Origin of the sequence: Ralstonia sp. RL (assembly GCF_001683835.1) — a bacterium.
GTDB classification, from domain to species: Bacteria; Pseudomonadota; Gammaproteobacteria; order Burkholderiales; family Burkholderiaceae; genus Ralstonia; species Ralstonia mannitolilytica.
In genome coordinates this window covers 170,909-189,306 of record NZ_LWRX01000059.1, presented here as the reverse complement: position 1 = coordinate 189,306, position 18,398 = coordinate 170,909, and the positions used below count along the sequence as shown (strand labels likewise).

Annotated in this window: 20 protein-coding genes; 13 read left to right on the top strand and 7 right to left on the bottom strand. The window is 65.7% G+C overall.

Annotated elements, in window-relative coordinates:
• Positions 1 to 167: 167 nt before the first annotated feature.
• The 4 genes from A6M56_RS07215 to flgA form a co-directional block, all read right to left on the bottom strand.
• A complete protein-coding gene (locus A6M56_RS07215) occupies positions 168 to 866 on the bottom strand; it encodes a LuxR C-terminal-related transcriptional regulator (protein ID WP_082062864.1) in 699 nt (232 codons plus the stop codon).
• Between the two features lie 470 nt (positions 867 to 1,336).
• Positions 1,337 to 1,798 carry a flagella synthesis protein FlgN gene (locus A6M56_RS07210; protein ID WP_045218757.1) on the bottom strand — a complete coding sequence of 154 codons (462 nt, stop codon included), beginning with the start codon at positions 1,796 to 1,798 and terminating at the stop codon, positions 1,337 to 1,339.
• A gap of 112 nt (positions 1,799 to 1,910) precedes the next feature.
• Positions 1,911 to 2,231, bottom strand: coding sequence for a flagellar biosynthesis anti-sigma factor FlgM (gene flgM / locus A6M56_RS07205; protein WP_045218755.1), 321 nt, complete (start codon positions 2,229 to 2,231; stop codon positions 1,911 to 1,913).
• A 123-nt stretch (positions 2,232 to 2,354) separates the two neighbouring features.
• The gene (flgA, locus tag A6M56_RS07200) at positions 2,355 to 3,239 is read right to left on the bottom strand and encodes a flagellar basal body P-ring formation chaperone FlgA (protein ID WP_045218753.1); all 885 of its coding nucleotides are present in this window, start codon (positions 3,237 to 3,239) and stop codon (positions 2,355 to 2,357) included.
• A 349-nt stretch (positions 3,240 to 3,588) separates the two neighbouring features.
• On the opposite strand from flgA, the gene flgB reads away from it, so the two are divergent.
• The 12 genes from flgB (at position 3,589) to A6M56_RS07140 (ending at position 15,138) form a co-directional block, all read left to right on the top strand.
• Complete coding sequence (gene flgB, locus A6M56_RS07195) at positions 3,589 to 4,044, top strand: flagellar basal body rod protein FlgB (RefSeq protein ID WP_102079250.1); 456 nt, start codon at positions 3,589 to 3,591, stop codon at positions 4,042 to 4,044.
• A 158-nt stretch (positions 4,045 to 4,202) separates the two neighbouring features.
• The gene (gene flgC / locus A6M56_RS07190) at positions 4,203 to 4,610 is read left to right on the top strand and encodes a flagellar basal body rod protein FlgC (RefSeq protein ID WP_045218750.1); all 408 of its coding nucleotides are present in this window, start codon (positions 4,203 to 4,205) and stop codon (positions 4,608 to 4,610) included.
• 37 nt (positions 4,611 to 4,647) lie between these two features.
• The gene (locus A6M56_RS07185; protein WP_045218748.1) at positions 4,648 to 5,304 is read left to right on the top strand and encodes a flagellar hook assembly protein FlgD; all 657 of its coding nucleotides are present in this window, start codon (positions 4,648 to 4,650) and stop codon (positions 5,302 to 5,304) included.
• A 60-nt stretch (positions 5,305 to 5,364) separates the two neighbouring features.
• A complete protein-coding gene (gene flgE, locus A6M56_RS07180) occupies positions 5,365 to 6,573 on the top strand; it encodes a flagellar hook protein FlgE (protein WP_045218747.1) in 1,209 nt (402 codons plus the stop codon).
• A 13-nt stretch (positions 6,574 to 6,586) separates the two neighbouring features.
• The gene (gene flgF / locus A6M56_RS07175; protein ID WP_045218745.1) at positions 6,587 to 7,324 is read left to right on the top strand and encodes a flagellar basal-body rod protein FlgF; all 738 of its coding nucleotides are present in this window, start codon (positions 6,587 to 6,589) and stop codon (positions 7,322 to 7,324) included.
• A gap of 39 nt (positions 7,325 to 7,363) precedes the next feature.
• Positions 7,364 to 8,146, top strand: coding sequence for a flagellar basal-body rod protein FlgG (flgG, locus tag A6M56_RS07170; protein WP_045218743.1), 783 nt, complete (start codon positions 7,364 to 7,366; stop codon positions 8,144 to 8,146).
• A 151-nt stretch (positions 8,147 to 8,297) separates the two neighbouring features.
• Positions 8,298 to 9,029, top strand: a complete 732-nt coding sequence (locus A6M56_RS07165) for a flagellar basal body L-ring protein FlgH (RefSeq protein WP_045218740.1) — start codon at positions 8,298 to 8,300, stop codon at positions 9,027 to 9,029.
• Between the two features lie 11 nt (positions 9,030 to 9,040).
• Complete coding sequence (locus tag A6M56_RS07160) at positions 9,041 to 10,147, top strand: flagellar basal body P-ring protein FlgI (RefSeq protein ID WP_045218738.1); 1,107 nt, start codon at positions 9,041 to 9,043, stop codon at positions 10,145 to 10,147.
• Between the two features lie 15 nt (positions 10,148 to 10,162).
• Entirely contained in the window at positions 10,163 to 11,248 is a 1,086-nt protein-coding gene (flgJ, locus tag A6M56_RS07155; protein WP_102079251.1) for a flagellar assembly peptidoglycan hydrolase FlgJ, read from the top strand.
• Positions 11,249 to 11,364: 116 nt separating this feature from the next.
• Positions 11,365 to 13,299: a flagellar hook-associated protein FlgK gene (gene flgK / locus A6M56_RS07150; protein ID WP_045218734.1), complete on the top strand. Its 1,935-nt coding sequence runs from the start codon at positions 11,365 to 11,367 to the stop codon at positions 13,297 to 13,299.
• A 70-nt stretch (positions 13,300 to 13,369) separates the two neighbouring features.
• Complete coding sequence (gene flgL / locus A6M56_RS07145; protein WP_286757937.1) at positions 13,370 to 14,329, top strand: flagellar hook-associated protein FlgL; 960 nt, start codon at positions 13,370 to 13,372, stop codon at positions 14,327 to 14,329.
• Positions 14,330 to 14,394: 65 nt separating this feature from the next.
• Positions 14,395 to 15,138, top strand: a complete 744-nt coding sequence (locus tag A6M56_RS07140) for a YoaK family protein (RefSeq protein ID WP_045218730.1) — start codon at positions 14,395 to 14,397, stop codon at positions 15,136 to 15,138.
• Between the two features lie 143 nt (positions 15,139 to 15,281).
• On the opposite strand, the gene A6M56_RS07135 is transcribed toward A6M56_RS07140, so the two are convergent.
• Complete coding sequence (locus tag A6M56_RS07135) at positions 15,282 to 16,541, bottom strand: NAD(P)/FAD-dependent oxidoreductase (RefSeq protein ID WP_062738098.1); 1,260 nt, start codon at positions 16,539 to 16,541, stop codon at positions 15,282 to 15,284.
• Between the two features lie 162 nt (positions 16,542 to 16,703).
• On the opposite strand from A6M56_RS07135, the gene A6M56_RS07130 reads away from it, so the two are divergent.
• Positions 16,704 to 17,432, top strand: a complete 729-nt coding sequence (locus A6M56_RS07130; protein WP_045218727.1) for a class I SAM-dependent methyltransferase — start codon at positions 16,704 to 16,706, stop codon at positions 17,430 to 17,432.
• Positions 17,433 to 17,476: 44 nt separating this feature from the next.
• Here A6M56_RS07130 and A6M56_RS07125 read toward each other — a convergent pair whose 3' ends face one another.
• Complete coding sequence (locus A6M56_RS07125) at positions 17,477 to 17,914, bottom strand: excinuclease ABC subunit A (RefSeq protein WP_102079252.1); 438 nt, start codon at positions 17,912 to 17,914, stop codon at positions 17,477 to 17,479.
• Positions 17,915 to 17,966: 52 nt separating this feature from the next.
• A complete protein-coding gene (locus A6M56_RS07120) occupies positions 17,967 to 18,398 on the bottom strand; it encodes a hypothetical protein (RefSeq protein WP_045218722.1) in 432 nt (143 codons plus the stop codon).

Sequence of the window (18,398 nt, the reverse complement as noted above, 5' to 3'; positions counted from 1 at the left end):
GGACCTGAGCTCGGCCGACACGTTCGGCGTGGGCATCCGCGCGAAGTTCTGAGCGGAGTCGTCTCGCTTTTCTTGTCATCTGCCGCCCGCGTGTCGACAGCGTGGGCGGGATATTCCAGCGGCGCCCCGATGTGGGCGCCGTTTTTTATGCGCGAAGGAAGACGGTGTCAGCCGGTGCGTGCCAGGCGCAGCGGCGTTTCTGCGCCGACCTGCGGACCGTTCAGCAACATGGCGCCGCGCTGCGTGGCGACGAACACGGCTTCGGTACGGCTGCGCACTTCGAGCCGCCGATAAAGCGCATTGATATGCGCTTTCGTGGTCGCCTCCGAGATATTCAGCATGCGGCTGATGGTTTTGACCGGATGGCCGCGGGAAAGCAGAACGAGTATCTCGTATTGGCGCTGCGTGAGTCCGAGCAATGCGCAGTCGTCATGGCCCCGGGGCGCGCCGGCCGCAATGGTTTCGGGCCGGGCCAACACGACGGACGCAGGCACATAACGGCCACCGGCCAGCACGAGTTCGAGTGCCGCCCCGATCAATTTGCCGGAATAGCTTTTCAGCAGATAGGCCGAGACATTCAATTGCATGAGCGCGCGCACGTGCGCAACCGAATCGTTTTCGCTCAGTACGGCGACATGCCGCGGATGCGGCTGCTGGAGCAACCGCGAGAGCGCCGGCAGATCGTCGATGCCCGGCAGCGGCAGGCCGATCAGGGCGAGTTCGGCGTCCGCATGCGCCGCGAGGTTTTCAAAAAGGTCTTCGTCCGGTTCGACGCTGACAACCTCGGAAATGGCCGGCAAGGATTGCAAGACGTGAGTCGCGCCGGCACGCACCAACGGGTGTGCCTCTACTACGATTGATTTCACTGCGCCGCCTGTCTGGTTATGGTTGTTTTTCCCATTTCCCGGAATCGCCGTCGCTGCGCGGATTTGGATCGGCGGGATCCAAAATCAATGCAAACGGGCTTGTGGAAACGCAATGGCGCGCGGCTTCGGTATATTTCCCCGTTCAACCGGCAGTCACCACGCAGCGGTGCCGCCGGGCCGAAACCTTGGCGCGCCAATCAGGCGCAATTTCCCTCCCGGTTTTTTGCTTCTTTATGTCGCCAGGCGCGGAGGATTAACCCCGCCAAAAATCGCAGAATAAATCCCCAGCATGCTTGTTGCACCCATCAATCGGATGTAAACCTTTTTGCTTATCCCGATCGGCGGTGTGCCAGACCCCTTATAGATATCAGGATCGGACGGCGGCAGCCAGCCCCACTTCATGCCCATTGACGTAAACGTCAAGCAGCGTTCGCGGGCCGTCAGGCGAGGAAACGGCAGGCGGGTGGCACCTATTCGGCAACGACCGAGAAGCGCGGCATCGAGAGCGGTTGCTTGCCGTCGCGGCCATAGGGTGTGCCGCCGCCGTTGTTGGCAGCGTGCAGGACTTGCAGCGCGTTCTGCGTGGCACGCAGGCGCAGGTCGATGAGGACGCCGTTGTCGAGGTTGCGCTGGCGCAGCGTGCGGGCCAGGGCCAGGTTTTCGTCGAACAGGCGGCTGGCGGCTTCGTCGGTGCGCAGGTATTTGACCAGCCCGTACGGATCGGCGCCGCCGTGTTGCGCCCACCAGAGGCGGCGTTCACGGTCGGCTGCGCCGAGGGCGGTGAGCTGCTGGTGCTTGGTCTGGGTAATGCGCTCGAGTTCGACCATGTCGCCGTCGCGCAACGCCTGCGCTTCGGCTTCCAGGGTCTGGTTGGCGGCGCGCAGCAGTTCCTGCTCGTCGGCCAGGGTGCGGATCAGCAGTGTGTTGTCCATGGGCGAGGCGACCTCAGCTTGGGCAGCCGCCGGCCGGCACACCGCCCCACCGCGTGCGGCCAGGGGCCGGCGGCGTCTTCAGGGTTGGAGGAGGCGCGACGGGAGTGTCCCGTCAGGCCTTTTTGCTTTGTGCCGAGAGCAGCGACTGGGCGTCGGAAAGCGCCGCATCGGCGATCTTGCCGGCGTCCATCTTCAGCGTGCCGTTCTGGATGGCATGGCGGATCTGCTCGACGCGCGCGGCATCGAAGTCGCCGCTGCCCACCTGGCGCGAGACCTGTTGGACTGACAGCGACGGCGCATCGCCGGTGTGGCGCGCCGTGCCCGCCGCTGCCGTGCTGGCGGCATGCGAGCCAGCGGCACGCGTCGACCCGGACGCAGTGTCCTTGGTCGGCGCAATCGCCGGGGCGTTGTTGACGATATGGTTGATTTTCACGGGTGTCTCCGAAGAGCGCGTTCATCCTAACACCCATATCGGCCAACCCCGCCCCAAACTTTAGCGGGCGTACTGCACGTCGCTTTGCAGTTTCAAAGTGATCGAGCAATCGCAATTCTCGGGTCAGAACTGGATGGCCACCACGCCCGCCGACTGCGCGATGCCCGAAACGACGTTGCCGTTGGCGGTACGCACCTGCGCCACCTGGCCGACTGCGGCCTGGTTCAGCGCCCGGCCGTCGCTCGTGACCTGGAATCCGCCACCCTCGGCAACCAGCTTGACGGTCTGGCCCGCCTGCACGGCGACCGGCAAGCGCAGGCTTTCGGCGCGCAGCGGCTGGCTGGCGGCCACGCTCGTGAGCAGCACGCGGCCGACCACGTCGGCGGGTTGCTGCACGACCGACGGCGGCAGCATCGACAGATCGCCGGTGCGGGCTTCCAGGTCGCTCATGTCGAGGGTCTTGCCCGGGGGCAAGGCGCGGGCGGCCACGTAGTACGTCCCTGTGATCTGGATGGTGGCCGGCACCCACGCCGCCCACGCGTGCGGCGAGCGGCAGCGCACGCCCACTTGTATACGGCCGCGCAGGCGGTTGGCCGCGGGCAGCATCAGGTCGATCTGGTCGCACGGCTGGTTGGCGACGCGCGGGTCGACCGGGCCGACTTCGACCGATGCGCGCGGCGCACCGGTTTCGTTTGTGCCGCCCAGGATGTCCAGTTGCGACTGCAACTGCTGCTGGATCTGCATCTGGATGGCGTTCGGGCCCTGGATGGCGGTGGGCTGGCCGGCTTGCGACGCCCCCGGCATGGCGGCTGCGGCGGGCGCATACCCCACGCGCATCATGCCCTGCCCGTGCGCCGGCATCGGGCGCACGAGGCCGGCCAGCAGCCCCAGCGCGAGGATCACCAGCAGCAGGCGTCGCCCGGCGGCCGGCGGCATGGCCGCGGCCCGCGCGCGCCGCGCCGTCGCGAAAGTCGGGTGATCTGCCTCACGTGCAAACCGCTGTGGCATGGCAAGCCTCCATCAAAAGTCCAGTGGAGTGTAGCCACGCGCGCGGGGGCGCCAAATCCGGAAATGTCGGCCAATCCCCCCCTTATTCAGACGAATGCGGTTGCGCATCGGCCCCTAGACTTTGCAACGTGGTGAAGTCCCTGGCGTTGCGCGGCGGCTGTGCAGCCGGACCGTGCAACCTGCTCCGGTGCCCTGGTTTTCCCGGCCGGCGTCGGGCCCGCAGGCAGGCCTTTGCCACTGAGGCTGCATGACGGCAACTCAGCAATACAGCGGTTTGGAGACGGCATCGGCGGTTTTGAAGGGGCTGCCGATGCCGCGTTCTCCATCCCACGGAACACGGAACACACACATGGTCGACAAGCTGGATCAGTTGTTCGGTTTTCAGGAGCAGGCGCTGCGGTTGCGTTCGCAGCGGCACCAGATCCTGGCCTCGAACATCGCCAATGCCGATACGCCCAACTTCAAGGCGCGCGATTTCGATTTTCAGTCTGCGCTGCAGAAGGCGGTCGGCCAGCACAGCGGCAACGCCCTGCCGATGACCGCCACGGCGGCCGGCCACCTGAACGTCAACGGTGCGCCCGCCGGCGAGGTGACACCGATGCAGGCATCGCTGTCGCAACAGACCAAGGCGCTGCAGGGCGAAGTGCAGTACCGCACGTCGCAGCAGCCGTCGATCGACGGCAACACGGTCGACATGGACGGCGAGCGCATGCGCTTTGCCGACAACACCGTGCGTTACGAGGCCGACCTGACCATCGTGACGCAGAAGATCAAGTCGATGCTGGCCGCCATCCAGAGCAGCTAGCACGGCAACGTTGCAGGACGACCGCGCGGGTTGTGACGCGCGGCGAAAGAGGGGCGGGAGTGATGCGGCGCCCCGGGCCGGCAAGGTGCTGGCCCGGAGAGCGCCCACACAAACAGCGGATCTGATCCGACAACAGTTTCAAAGACAGCGGAATCGACATGTCGCTATTCAAGGTGATGGATGTGGCTGGCAGCGCGCTCACCGCGCAGTCCAAGCGCATGAACGTGGTGGCCTCCAACCTGGCCAACGCCGAGAGCGTGACCGGCCCGAACGGCACACCCTACCGCGCCAAGCAGGTGGTGTTTTCGCCCGCGCAGGAGTCTGACGACTACGCCACCGGCGTGTCGGTCGACCGCGTGGTCGAAGACACCGTCACGCCCATGAAGCGCATGCACCAGCCGGGAAACCCGCTGGCCGATGCCGACGGTTACGTGACCATGCCCAACGTGGACGTGGTGGACGAGATGGTGAACATGATTTCCGCCTCGCGCTCGTACCAGGCCAACGTGGAAGTCGCCAACACCACCAAGACGATGGCCTCCAAGGCCCTCACCCTGGGCCAGTAAGCGCTGTCAACGGGCGCCCGATACACGAGAGACCAACATGACCGTCAACTCCACCAGCAGCACCACAAGCACGACCGGTACCACCACCGGCAACCAGCTGGCCATCACCAACGGCAGCGATCTGCAGAACACGTTCATGAAGCTGCTGGTGGCGCAGCTCCAGAACCAGGATCCGCTCAACCCGATGGACAACTCGCAGATGACCTCGCAGCTGGCGCAGATCAACACGGTCAACGGCATCCAGCAGTTGAACACCACGATGTCGAGCATGCTGACGCAGAACGCGGCCACGCAGGCCTCGTCGATGATCGGCCGCACCGTGCAGGTGCCGACGAGCACCCTGACGCTGTCGTCGGGCGCCGCCAACTTCGGGGTCTCGGTGCCCAACGGCGCGGACGATGTCGTCGTCACCATCACCAACGCCGCGGGCGTGGCGGTGCGCACGGTGGACCTCGGCCAGATGACTGCCGGCAGCGGCAACTACACCTGGAACGGCAAGGACGACAAGGGCAACCAGCTTGCCGACGGTACCTACAGCATCAAGGTGTCGGCGACGCTGGGCGGCAAGACCACCACGGCCAACGCACTGGGCCTGGACAAGGTGGCAGGTGTGACGATCAACAACGGCACGATGCAGCTGGTGCTCGCCTCCGGCGCGACGGCGCGGCTGTCGGACGTTGCTTCCATTCAGTAACGCATCACCGATCAGCGACGGGGACGGCCCCGCGCTTTTCATCTTCCACGGGAGAACACTATGGGATTCCAGCAAGGCCTGAGCGGTCTGGACGCCGCGTCCAAGAACCTCGACGTCATCGGCAGCAACGTGGCCAACGCCAACACCGTCGGCTACAAGAAGTCGACCGCCGAATTCGGCGACGTCTATGCCCGCTCGCTGGTGGGCGCAACCGACAACCAGGTCGGCCAGGGCGTGAACGTGACCAAGGTGTCGCAGTCGTTCACGCAGGGCAACGTGACCATCACCGGCAACCCGCTGGACATCGCCATCAACGGCACGGGCTTCTACCGCCTGGTCGACGCGTCCAGCGGCCAGGTGTCGTACTCGCGTAACGGCCAGTTCCAGACCGACAAGAACGGCTTCATCATCTCGGCTACCGGCCAGAACCTGACGGGCTACGGTGTGGACTCCACCGGCAAGGTCAACACCGCCGTGCTGACCAACCTGCAGATTCCCGTCAACGACCTGGCACCGCTGGCGACCACGAACACCGCGTTCGGCATCAACCTGGACGCCGCCGCCACGCCGCCGACGACCACGCCGTTCTCGCCCACCAACTCGGCCACGTTCAACCATTCCGTTTCGGAGCAGGTGTACGACGGCACGGGCACCGCGCACATGCTGACCAACTACTACGTGCGCACCGCCACCGGCTGGGATGTCTACTCGCAGGTGGACGGCAACAACCCCACCGGCGGCAACCCGGTGACCTCGCTAACCTTCAACGGCAACGGCCAGCTGACCTCCACGCCGAGCAAGATCAGCGTGGCGTTTGCTGGCATGAGCATCGCCAGCATGGATTTCACGGGCACGACGCAATACGGCGGCGGCTATAACGACACCGCCCCGGGCGTGACGCAGGATGGTTACGCCACGGGCCGCCTGGCGAGCTATTCGGTCGGCACGGACGGCGTCATCACGGCGCGCTATTCCAATGGCCGTACGGCCACGCTGGGCCAGGTTGCCATGGCCAACTTCAAGGCCCCGGAAGGCCTGCAGAACATCGGCGGCAATCAGTGGGTGGAAACATCCAACTCGGGCGCCCCGAACCTGGGTACGCCGGGCATGGGCTCGTTCGGCCTGCTGCAGTCGTCGGCGGTGGAGCAATCGAACGTGGACCTGAGCCAGGAGCTGGTGAACATGATCATCGCCCAGCGCTCGTACCAGGCCAACGCGCAGACCATCAAGACGCAGGACACCATCCTGCAGACGCTGGTGAGCATGTAATTAGGAGCCTCGCATGGATCGCTCGATCTACGTATCGATGACCGGCGTGAAGCACCTGTTCGACCAGCAGGCCGCCAGCGCCAACAATCTTGCGAACGCCAGCACTACCGGCTTCAAGGCGCAGATCGATGCGTTCCATACGGTCGGTGTGGAAGGCGACGGCTCGCCGACGCGCGCGTACGTGATGGCTTCTGCCATCGGCACGGACCTCTCGCCCGGTCCCATCGAGACCACGGGCCGCAGCCTGGACGTGGCGATCGACGGCCCCGGCTTCTTTGCCGTACAGACGCCCGACGGCGGCGAGGCCTACACCCGTGCCGGCACGTTCCAGCTCGGCGCGGACGGCACGATCCAGACGCTCTCGGGCCAGCCCGTGCTGGGCGACGGCGGCCCGATCACGTTGCCGCCCGACACCACGGTGCAGTTCGCCAAGGACGGGACCGTCAACGCCATCAGCGCAGACAACCGCACGCCGCCCGTGGCGCTCGGGCGCCTGAAGCTGGTGAGCATCGACCCGTCGAACATCGACCGAGGCGCCGATGGCCTGTTCCGCCAGCGCGACGGCCAGGACGCCGCCGTGGACGAGCGCGTGCGCATCACCGGCGGGGCGCTGGAAGGCAGCAACGTCAACCTGACCGACTCGCTGGTCAACATGATCGAGATTTCGCGCCAGCTCGAGATGCAGATGAAGTCGCTGCACACGAGCGACACGAACGCGCAATCGGCCAACGAACTGCTGCGCCACGCCTGAGCGGCGGCGTATTGAATTGAATCAACCAAGGACTCGAACATGATTCGCTCCCTGTGGATTTCCAAGACCGGGATGGACGCGCAGCAATCGCAGCTGGACGTCATCTCCAACAACCTGGCGAACGTCAACACGACGGGCTTCAAGCGCTCGCGCGCCGTGTTCGAGGACTTGCTGTACCAGAACGTGCGCGAGCCGGGCGCGCAGTCGTCGCAGCAGACGACGCTGCCCTCGGGCATGCAGATCGGCACGGGCGTGCGCATTGTCGCCACCGAGCGCCTGCACACGCAGGGCAACCTGCAGCAGACCGGCAACTCGACCGACGTGGCCATCAACGGCAACGGCTTCTTCCAGGTGCAGATGCCGGACGGCACGCTGGCCTACACGCGTGACGGCAGCTTCCAGATCAACGCGCAAGGCCAGCTCGTGACGTCGAGCGGCTATCCGGTCCAGCCGGCGATTACCGTGCCGCAGAACGCGACCAGCCTGACCATCGGCAAGGATGGCGTGGTGACGGTCACCACGCCGGGCTCGGTCAACAACACACAGGTCGGTACGTTCCAGCTCGCCAACTTCATCAACCCGGCCGGCCTGCGCAGCCTGGGCGAGAACCTGTATGCGGAAACCGAAGCCTCGGGCACGGCCAACCTGGCCAACCCGGGCTCGAACGGCATCGGCGCGCTCAACCAGAACTACGTCGAAACGTCCAACGTGAACGTGGTGGAAGAGATGGTGAACATGATCCAGACGCAGCGCGCGTACGAGATCAACAGCAAGTCGGTGCAGACGTCCGATCAGATGCTGGAAAAGCTGTCGCAGCTCTAAGCTGGACAGTGCCGCTTTAGGAAGTGATGTGATGCGAACCCCCCCGGTTGATCCTCGTGCTGTTGGTGCATTGCCTGTTTCACCCCCTGCCGGGGGCGACGCCCTGTCTTTGTCTTGCCAGCGCAAGGAAGCAGAGAAGGGCGCGCCCGACATGGCGGCCTCCCGCTTGAGTCTGCGGGAGTGGGTTCGTGTCGCGCGCCTGGTTCGCCTCGCTCTGCTTGGCGGTGCTGCTTTGCTGACGACCGCATGCGGCATGCTGCCGCCACCCGCGCCGATCGTGCAGGGTCCGACCACGGCGCGGCCGCCGATGCCGGTGATGGCGCCGCGCCAGAACGGGGCGATCTATCAGGAAGTGGCCTCGGGCAGCGGCGGTTTTCGCGGCATGTTCGAAGACCGTCGCGCGCACATGGTGGGCGACACCATCACCATCGTGATCACCGAGAACACGGCCGCCAGCAAGCAGACCTCGGGCAGCGTCAACCGCACCGGCAGCATGAGCGCTTCGGTGCCCACGCTTGCCGGCATGAACGCCGGTGTGCTGTCGCTGCTGGGCGTGTCGGCCAGCGACGCCAACAAGTTCGACAGCAAGGGCGCCAATGGCGCGCAGAACAACTTCACCGCCACGATCACGGTGACGGTGGTCGAGGTGCTGTCCAACGGCAACCTCGTGGTGAGCGGCGAGAAGCAGATGGCCGTGGGCCAGGGCACCGAGTCGATCAAGTTCTCGGGTGTGGTCAACCCGACCACCGTCAACAACCAGAACACCGTGCTGTCGACCCAGGTGGCGGACGCACGCATGGAATACCGCGGTACCGGCTATGTGGCCGAGGCCCAGCAGATGGGCTGGCTGTCGCGGTTCTTCCTCACTGTGTCGCCGTTCTGAGGGGCCTCGCCATGACATTGCAACGACTCTTTGGCGCCGCGCTGATCGCCCTCGCTTCTCTGGCTGGCACGGCGCACGCCGACCGCATCAAGGATCTGACCACGATTGCCGGCGTGCGCGAGAATGCGCTGATCGGCTATGGCCTCGTCGTCGGCCTGGATGGCAGCGGCGACCAGACCACGCAGACGCCGTTCACGATCCAGAGCTTCAACAACATGCTCACGCAGTTCGGCATCAACGTGCCGCCGGGCGCCAGCATCCAGCTCAAGAACACGGCCGCGGTGGTGGTGACGGCCACGCTGCCGGCCTTCGTGCGGCCTGGCCAGACGATTGACGTGACTGTCTCGTCCATCGGCAACGCCAAGAGCCTGCGCGGCGGCACGCTGCTGCTCACGCCGCTCAAGGGCGTGGACGGCCAGCTCTACGCGCTGGCGCAGGGCAACGTGGTGATCGGTGGCGCGGGCGCGTCGGCCAACGGCAGCAAGGTGCAGATCAACCAGCTCGGCGCCGGCCGCATCGCCAACGGGGCGACGGTCGAGCGCGCCGTGGCGGCCACGGTTGGCGAAGCGGGCAGCATCCAGCTCGACACCGGCACGACGGACTTCGGCACCGTGCAGAACATCGTCAACGCCATCAACAAGCAGTTCGGCGCCGACACGGCCCAGGCCGCGGACGGCCGCACGATCAACGTGCGTGCGCCGGCCCTGGCGTCGGACCGCGTCGGGTTTGTGGCGAAGCTGCAGAACATTGAAGTGACGCCTGCACTGGCAGCGGCCCGCGTGGTCGTCAACGCGCGCACGGGCTCGGTGGTGATGAACCAGCTCGTCAAGCTCGAGCCCTGCGCGGTGGCGCACGGCAACCTGTCGGTCACCATCAGCACCGAGCCGGTGGTGAGCCAGCCGGCGCCGTTCTCGCAAGGGCAGACGGTGGCGGGCGCGCGCTCGAACATCGAGGTCAAGCAGCAGGGCGGCAGCCTCATCAACGTCAAGGGCGGCACCAACCTGGCCGACGTGGTGAAGGCCATCAACGCGATCGGTGCCAACCCGCAGGACCTGATCTCGATCCTGCAGGCAATGAAGGCCGCCAATGCGCTGCGCGCCGACCTGGAAATCATTTAACGCCGGGGTGATGCCATGAACCCGACCGACCTGACTACCCGCCTCGCGCTCGATTCGCGCGGCTTCGAATCGCTCAAGCAGACCGCGCGCACCGACCCGACGGGCGCGGCCAAGACCGTCGCCAAACAGTTCGACGCGATCTTCGTGAACATGATGCTCAAGCAGATGCGCGATGCATCGCCGCAGAACGGGCCGTTCGATTCGTCGTCGACCAAGATGTACACGTCGATGCTCGACCAGCAGCTTTCGCAGACGATGGCCTCGCGCGGCGTGGGCGTGGCCGACCAGCTGCTCAAGCAGATGCTGCGACAGGCCAACCGCGTGGATCCGGATGCGGGCGGCAAGGTCAACACGGCGTTGTCCAGCAGCACGGCCACGAATACCGCGCTGCCGGGCGCCGCGGGTTCGGCCACCGATGCGGCCAAGGCGATCGCGCGCACATCGCTCAACAGCATGGCCGCGTCGGCAGCGTCTGGAGTGGAAGACGACGGCTCGGGCATCAGCACCGTGCCGCGCCCCGGCCTCGAGGCGCGCGTGGAGCGCGCCCTGGCGGCGTTGCGCAAGCAGGCCGAGGCGGAAAGCAAGGCCGCCGACATGCTGCCGGAGGCGGACCTGTCCGGCGTGGCTTCGGAGCCGCGCGGCGACCGCATGGCCAGCTTCTACAACAAGCTGATCGGCCACGCCTCGCAGGCGGCGCAGGAGACCGGCATCCCGGCCAACTTCATGATCGGCCACGCCGCGCTGGAATCGGGCTGGGGCCGCCGCGAAATCAAGGCCAAGGACGGCAGCAACACGCACAACCTTTTCGGCATCAAGGCCGGCGGTTCGTGGACGGGCAAGACCGCCGAGGTGACCACCACCGAGTACATCGGCGGGGTGGCCCGCAAGGTCAAGGAGAAGTTCCGGGCCTACAGCTCGTATGCCGAGGCGTTCAAGGACTACGCCAACCTGCTGGCCAACAACCCGCGCTACAGCCACGTGGTGGCGGCCGGCAACGGCAACGATGCGGCGTCGTTCGCCAAGGGGCTGCAGCGCGCCGGCTATGCCACCGACCCGAACTACGCCCACAAGATCATGGCGGTGCTCAAGCAGATCGTGTGAATGTAATTGAAGCGCCACATTTGGTGGCATCGGCCGGCTCAAGTTTGTCCTTGGCCGGCCGATGTTGTTTCTAGAGCTGATTTCGGCGGCGTCCTGCTGCCCGCACCGAGACAACGATGAGCACCTCCCTCTTGAATATTGGCGCGACCGGCCTGCGGGTTGCCGATATCAACCTGCAGGTGACCGGCAACAACATTGCCAACGCCAACACCCCGGGCTATTCGCGCCAGGAAGCGGTGCAGACGGAAAACGTTCCGCTGTATGCAGGCGTCGGCTATCTGGGGCAGGGGGTCAATGTGACCACCGTCAAGCGGATCTACGACCAGTTCCTGACCGCCCAGGTGCAGAGCGGCCAGGCCGCCACGAGCGCGGCCGACCAGCTCAACAGCCTGGTGTCGGGCCTCAGCAAGTACATGTCCGACCCGAACAGCGGGTTGAGTTCGGCGTTGACGAGCTTCTTCAACGCGGCCGATGGCCTAGCCTCCAAGCCGTCGGACACCACGGCGCGCCAGGTCTTCCTGAACGCAGCCGCCAGCCTGCAAAGCCGCTTCAACTCGATTGCCGGCCAGATGAACGCGCTCAGCGGCCAGGTCAACACGCAGGTGCAGACCCAGATCAGCTCGGTCAACGGCACCGCGCAGCAGATCGCCGCCCTGAACGACCGGATCGCCAAGGCCGAAAGCTCGACCGGCCAGCCGGCCAACGACCTGCGTGACCAGCGCGACCAGCTCGTGCAGACGCTCAACCAGTCGATCAAGGCCAGCGTGGTGCAGACCGGCGACGGTCAGTACAACATCTACGTGGGCAATGGCCAGGCGCTGGTGCAGGGCAACCAGAGCTATCAGTTGACGGCGGTGCCATCGCAGTACGACCCGACGCAGCTGTCGGTGGGCTACAAGAGCCCGGCTGGCGTCGTCAACATCGACGACAGCCAGCTGGGCGGCGGCGCGCTGGGCGGCCTGATGGAGTTCCGCAACAAGACGCTCATCCCGGCGCAGAACAGCCTGGGCCGCCTGGCCACCGCCGTGGCCGCCGACGTGAACGCGCAGAACAAGCTCGGCATGGACGCCAACGGCAAGATGGGCACGGACCTCTTCTCCGTGGCGGGCCCGAGCGTGGCCGCCAGTGCCAACAACACGGGCAGCGCCACGCTGACTGCCAGCATCACCAATGCCAATGCGGGGCAGGGTTACGACTACCAGATCAAGTACCAGGGCGGGGCCTACACCGTCTCGCACTACCCGGACGGCTCCGGTGCCGTGACGGTGACGAGCTGGCCGACCACCATCGACGGCGTCACGCTGAACCTGTCGGGCACGATGAACAGCGGCGATTCGTTCCTCGTGCGCCCGACCGTCCAGGCTGCCTCGACGATGCAGACGCTGACCACGGACTATCACAACGTGGCGGCAGCGTCGCCGGTGGTGCTCACGCAGGGCAGCAACAACACCGGCAATGCGGCGGTGTCGTCCATCGGCGTGGACAGCACGTATGCCGGCGCACCGCTTGCCTCGCCGATCAGCCTGACGTACAGCTCGGCCGTGGGCGGCTCGCTTTCCGGCTTTCCGGGCAGCGTGACGGTGACCGTCAACGGCACGTCGACCACCTATACCGGCGGCACCGCGCCCTATACCCAAGGCGCCACGTACGCGTTCAACGGCGTGCAGCTGACGCTCTCGGGCACGCCTGGCAACGGCGACACGTTCTCCATCTCGGCCAACACCGCCAACAGCACCGACAACGGCAATGCCAGCGCGCTGGCCAAGCTGCGCAATGCGAACCTGCTGGACGGCGGCACCACGTCGCTCGGCTCGGCGTGGAACAACCTCGTCACGCAAGTGGGCGTGCAGGCCAACCAGGCCAGCACGAACCTGACTTCGCAGAAGGCGTTGCTGGCGAGCTCGACGTCGCAGCAGCAGTCGGTCTCGGGGGTGAACCTCGATGACGAGGCGATGAACCTGATGAAGTACCAGCAGGCCTACCAGGCCGCCGCCAAGGTGATGCAGACGGCCAACGCGCTGTTCGATTCGCTGCTGTCGATCGCCAACTGACAGTCGCCGCCGACTGCAGAACCGCCCAGCCCTGCCGATAACGCACTAAAGCCTTCCGCCCGGACCGATCATGCGAGTCAGTACCGCCCAGTTCTTCGCGCTGTCCAGCGCCTCGATGCAGAACACGCAGTCGAACCTGCTCACCTTGCAGCGGCAGATCTCCAGCGGCATCGCACTCGACAGCGCGGGCGACAACCCGACCGCCTATGGCCAGATGGTGCAACTGCAACAGACGCAGGACGCCAACGATCAGTACCAGGCCAACCGCGATGCCACCGATGCGCGCCTGACCAACGTGTCGTCTGCGCTCACCAACCTGGTCACCACGCTGCAGCAGGGCAAGCAGTCGCTGGTGAGCGCCAACACCACGCTGATGACCGATTCGCAGCGCATTGGCGTGCTGGCGCAGGTCAAGCAGCAGTATCAGCAGCTGCTGTCGATCGCCAACCAGCGCGATGCGTCGGGCGTGGCCCTCTTTGGCGGCGCCAACGGCACGACCGACCCGTTTGTCAGCTCCGGCGGCAGCGTGCAGTACGTCGGCACTGGCCAGCCGCCCACCGTCCAGGTGTCGCAGAACATCTCGATGCCCACTTCGGTGTCGGGCGACGCGGTGTTCGTACGCATTGCCAACACGGACCCGGCCAACCCGAATACCAACCAGAGCATCTTCAAAACGTACGAGAACCTGATCGCCGCGCTCTCCACGCCGATCAACCCCGCCACGCAGGCCACCGACGTCGCCAACCTGCAGAAGGCCGTGCAGACCGCACAGGGCACTCTGGACAACGCCTACCAGGTGGCGCTCCAGGCGCAGGTGACCGTGGGCACGCAGCAGGCGCAGATCACCACGCTCAACAGCAGCGGCTCGAATTACGGCGAGCAGTTGAAGGAGCAGATCGCCAAGCTGCAATCGGTGGACTACACCACCGCCATCTCGCAGTTCGCGCAGCAACAGGTGTCATTGCAGGCCGCGCAGAAGACGTTCACGGCGATGCAGGGCATGTCGCTGTTCCAGTACATCAATCCGTAGTCGCCGCCGATGGGCAGGGTGGGGCGCGGCGTATCATGTCGCCTCTCCTGCCGCCAGGATTGGGTATGCCCATCCAGTATCTGCGCCGCCTGACCAGCCCCAAGCGCTCCGACGACGCCAACCGGCGCCTCGGGCAATGCCTGGCCTTTGTCGCGGGCGCTGCCAACGCAGGTGGGTTTCTCGCCGTCAAGCAATACACGTCGCACATGTCGGGCATCGTTTCCGCGATGGCGGATGACCTCGTGCTCGGCAACATCGTTCTGGTGCTCGCCGGACTGGCTTCGCTGCTGGCGTTTCTCTGCGGTGCCGCCTGTACGGCTGTGCTGGTGAACTGGGGACGCCGGCGCAGCACCCAAAGCGAGTTTGCCCTGCCCCTGATGCTCGAAGCAGGTCTGCTGCTGCTCTTTGGCCTGATGGGCACGTCGCTTGGGCAATACCGGGTGGTGTTCGTGCCGGCCACCGTGGCCCTGCTGTGCTTCCTGATGGGCTTGCAGAACGCCATCATCACCAAGATCTCGAAGGCGGAGATCCGCACCACGCACGTCACCGGCCTGGCCACCGATATCGGCATCGAGATCGGCAAGGCGCTGTATTGGAACCACGGCCACCACAACCTGCCGGCCGTGGTCGCCAACCGGCCCAAGCTGCGGCTGCTCGCATCGCTGCTGGCAATGTTCTTCGTGGGCGGCGTGGCCGGCGCGCTGGGGTTCAAGCACCTCGGCTATGCGGCAACGATTCCGCTGGCATCGATCCTGATGCTGCTGGCCGTGGTGCCGGTGGTGGACGATCTGGTGGCGCGCGGGCGGTAGGCGCGCCGCTCAGCCCAATACCAGTCCGATCGCAACGGCTCAGCCGAGGACGACCGGCAACGCGATGGCCGTTCCGGCGACCACGGTGCGCAGCCTGTCTGCGTCATCCGCCCGTGGGACGGCCGTTGGCGCGGGCCCGCATCTCAGGCCGCTTCGATTCTGCAGACTTCATGGAGTGTATTGAGCCGCCGTACCGGGTCGGCCACGAACGGATTCGTTTCATCCCACGCATAGCCGGCCAGGATCGCGCTGATCATGCGGCGGATGCCGGGCGAGTGCCGCGGGTGGAAGATGATGTCCTGAAGCTCCCCCGTGTACCAGCGGTCGACGAACGCGCGGAAGGTATTCACGCCCTTGCGCAGCGGCTTGTCGTAGTCGGCGAGCCAGTCCACGGTTTCGCCATCGAGCTGGCGCAGCAGCACGCGCGTGGCGAGTTCTGCCGAGCGCAGCGCGATCGTCACGCCCGAGGAGAACACCGGGTCCAGGAACTCGCCCGCGTTGCCGAGCAGCGCATAGCCGGGCCCATACAGCCGCTCGACGTTGGCCGCATAGCCGCCGATCTGCCGCACCGGCATCAGGAACGGCGCATCGCCGATCAGCGCGGCGATGTTGGGCTCTGCGCGGATGAGGCTGCGCAGCGTTGCTTCGCGCTGGGCTTCCGCCACATCGAGGAAGCCCGCCTCGGCCACGCAGCCGACCGACGAGCGCCCGTTGGCCAGCGGAATCATCCAGTACCAGACGTCGCGGCGCTCAGGGTGGACGGCCACGCAGATCTTGTCGCGGTCGGTGCTGCCGGCGGGCAGGGCGTCGCGCACATGCGTGAAGAGCGCCGCGCGCGTCGGCATGCCGGTCGGGGCTTCGAGATTCAGCAGTCGCGGCAGCACGCGGCCGAAGCCGCTCGCATCGAGCACGAAACCGGCATGCACGGCATAGGCGTTGCCGGCTTCGTCCTCGACCTCCAGCACGGGAGCGTCGCCCGGCTGCATGGCGCGCACGGTGTGGCCGAAGCGCACTTCAGCGCCCTGGTCCGCCGCGCAGCGGATCAGCGTCTGGTCGAACACCGCGCGTTCGACCTGGTATGTGGTGCCCCAGCCGGCGGAATGCTTGTCGCGAAAGTCGAACGACGCATGCTTGTCGCCACGCACGAAATACGCGCCGTTCTTGTATTGGAATCCGGCCTCGACCACGGCCTGCAGCATGCCCGCCTGCTCGAGGTACGCCATGCTTTGCGGCAACAGGCTTTCGCCGATGGAGAAGCGCGGAAAATGCTGGCGCTCGAGCACCAGCGCGTTGCGCCCGGCCTGCCGCAGCAACGCCGCGGCCACCGCGCCGGACGGGCCCGCGCCGATGATCGCGACGTCAACGTGTTCGTGCTGTTCGATGGGTTGTTGGGTGGAGAGCATTATCGTTGGTGAATATCGCTGTCTTTTGGCCGCTGGCCGCCGGCTAATTAACGGGGGAGCTTACGTCGTACGTTCCGCTTTGAAAACCGGCATGCATTGTCGGTACAATGCGCCAGCCCTGGATACCCGCGCTGATTCAAGATCAACGCCATTTCAATTCCTATGGAAACCGCTTCAACGCCTGCGCATGTGGGTTCTTTTGTGCCCGAGACCGCATTCGGCATCTGGTTTCTGCGCACGTACACGTGGGAGCACCATGTCCTGCGCGTCGCCATTCGGGACCTTCAGCGCCTGATCACCACGCCGCTGCCGGCGGCACCGGTTCTGGTGGATGTCGGTTGCGGCCAGGGCATTTCGTTCCGGCTGCTCGAGCAAGCGTTTGCTCCCGCGCGCATCGTTGGGGTGGATTGCCACGCGCCGTCGCTGGAGGCCGCGCGCCGGGCCGCCGATGCGCTGAGGGTGCCGGTCGATGTGCTCCATGGCGACTGTGCCGCGCTGCCGCTGCCCGATGCGTGCGCCGATATCGTGTTCTGTCATCAGACGTTCCATCATCTCGTCGAGCAGGAGCGCGCGCTCGCTGAATTCCGCCGCATCCTCAAACCGGGTGGCGTGCTGCTGTTTGCCGAATCGACCGACGCGTATATCAAATCGTGGGTGATTCGTTTGTTGTTCCGGCATCCGATGCATGTTCAGAAAAGCGCCGACGGTTATCTGCAAATGCTGCGTGCCGGTGGTTTTGAATTTGAACAGCGCAATATCTCGCTGCCTTATCTGTGGTGGAGCCGGGCCACCGACTTCGGCCTGTTCGAACGCCTCGGCCTGCACCATCCGAAGCCGGGCAAGCGGCGCGAGACGCTCGTCAACGTCGCCGCCACCAAGCCTGCCGCCTGAGCGTTGCGGGCCGAAGGCTTCGGCCTGCAACCGCGGTTGGCGTCTTACTTCTTCAGCGTCACGACCTCGCCCTTGAGGGCCACGCCCGACATGAGGGCGCCCGAGCCGCAGGTGAATTCCGTCGCGCTCTCGGTCAGGTTGTTCTTGTAGTTGCTCTTGATGTTGATGACCGCGTTGCCGCCCATCTGGCGCGCACGCTCCTGCAGCGCCAGCACGGCCGACAGGAACACGTACTGGCATGCGGCTTCATCGCTGCGCCCGACGCCGTTGGTCTTCTTGTTGGTCGCGATCTCGCCCATCGATTTGGCGACCGGCGCGTGATTCTGGCCCGCGAAGACCAGCGCGATGTCGCTGCCGACCTTGTCGGAGCCTTCGCTCTTGAGTGCCGCATCGATCGAATACGTGGCGACATCGTTGCGGGCCAGGGCGGCGCTGCTCATCGTGGCCAGGCACACGGCGGCCAGCATCAGGTGACGTTTCATTCCAGACTCCTTGTTGTCGGTATGGCGGGTTGAGGGAACGGGCGACGCACGATTATTTCGAAGCTTCCACGGTGACCAGCTCGCCGCTCACACGCAGTGCCGCCGACACACCGCTGACGCCGCAGGTGTAGTTGCTCGGGTCGTTGCTCACGGTCGAGTGGAACCACGTCTTGATGTTGATGACCGCATTGGCGCCACGGTCGTGCGCGGCATTGGCGAGCTGGCGCAGCGCGTCGGCCAGCGTGGCGTTGCAGATCTCGACCTCCGTGGCGGTCTTGCGCGCGGGGTGCGACGACTTGGTGACTTCTCCGAACGTGTTCACCACGGCCGGGTGCGGCTGGTTGCCGAAGTACAGCGCCACGCCGGGCGCGAACTGCTGCGATTGCAGCACGGGCTGAAGCGGATACGTCATGACTTCGGTGCGCGCATGGGCAGCCTGGGCAAGCATCGCGGCGCATGCGGCCAGCAGCAGTTGGGTCTTCAT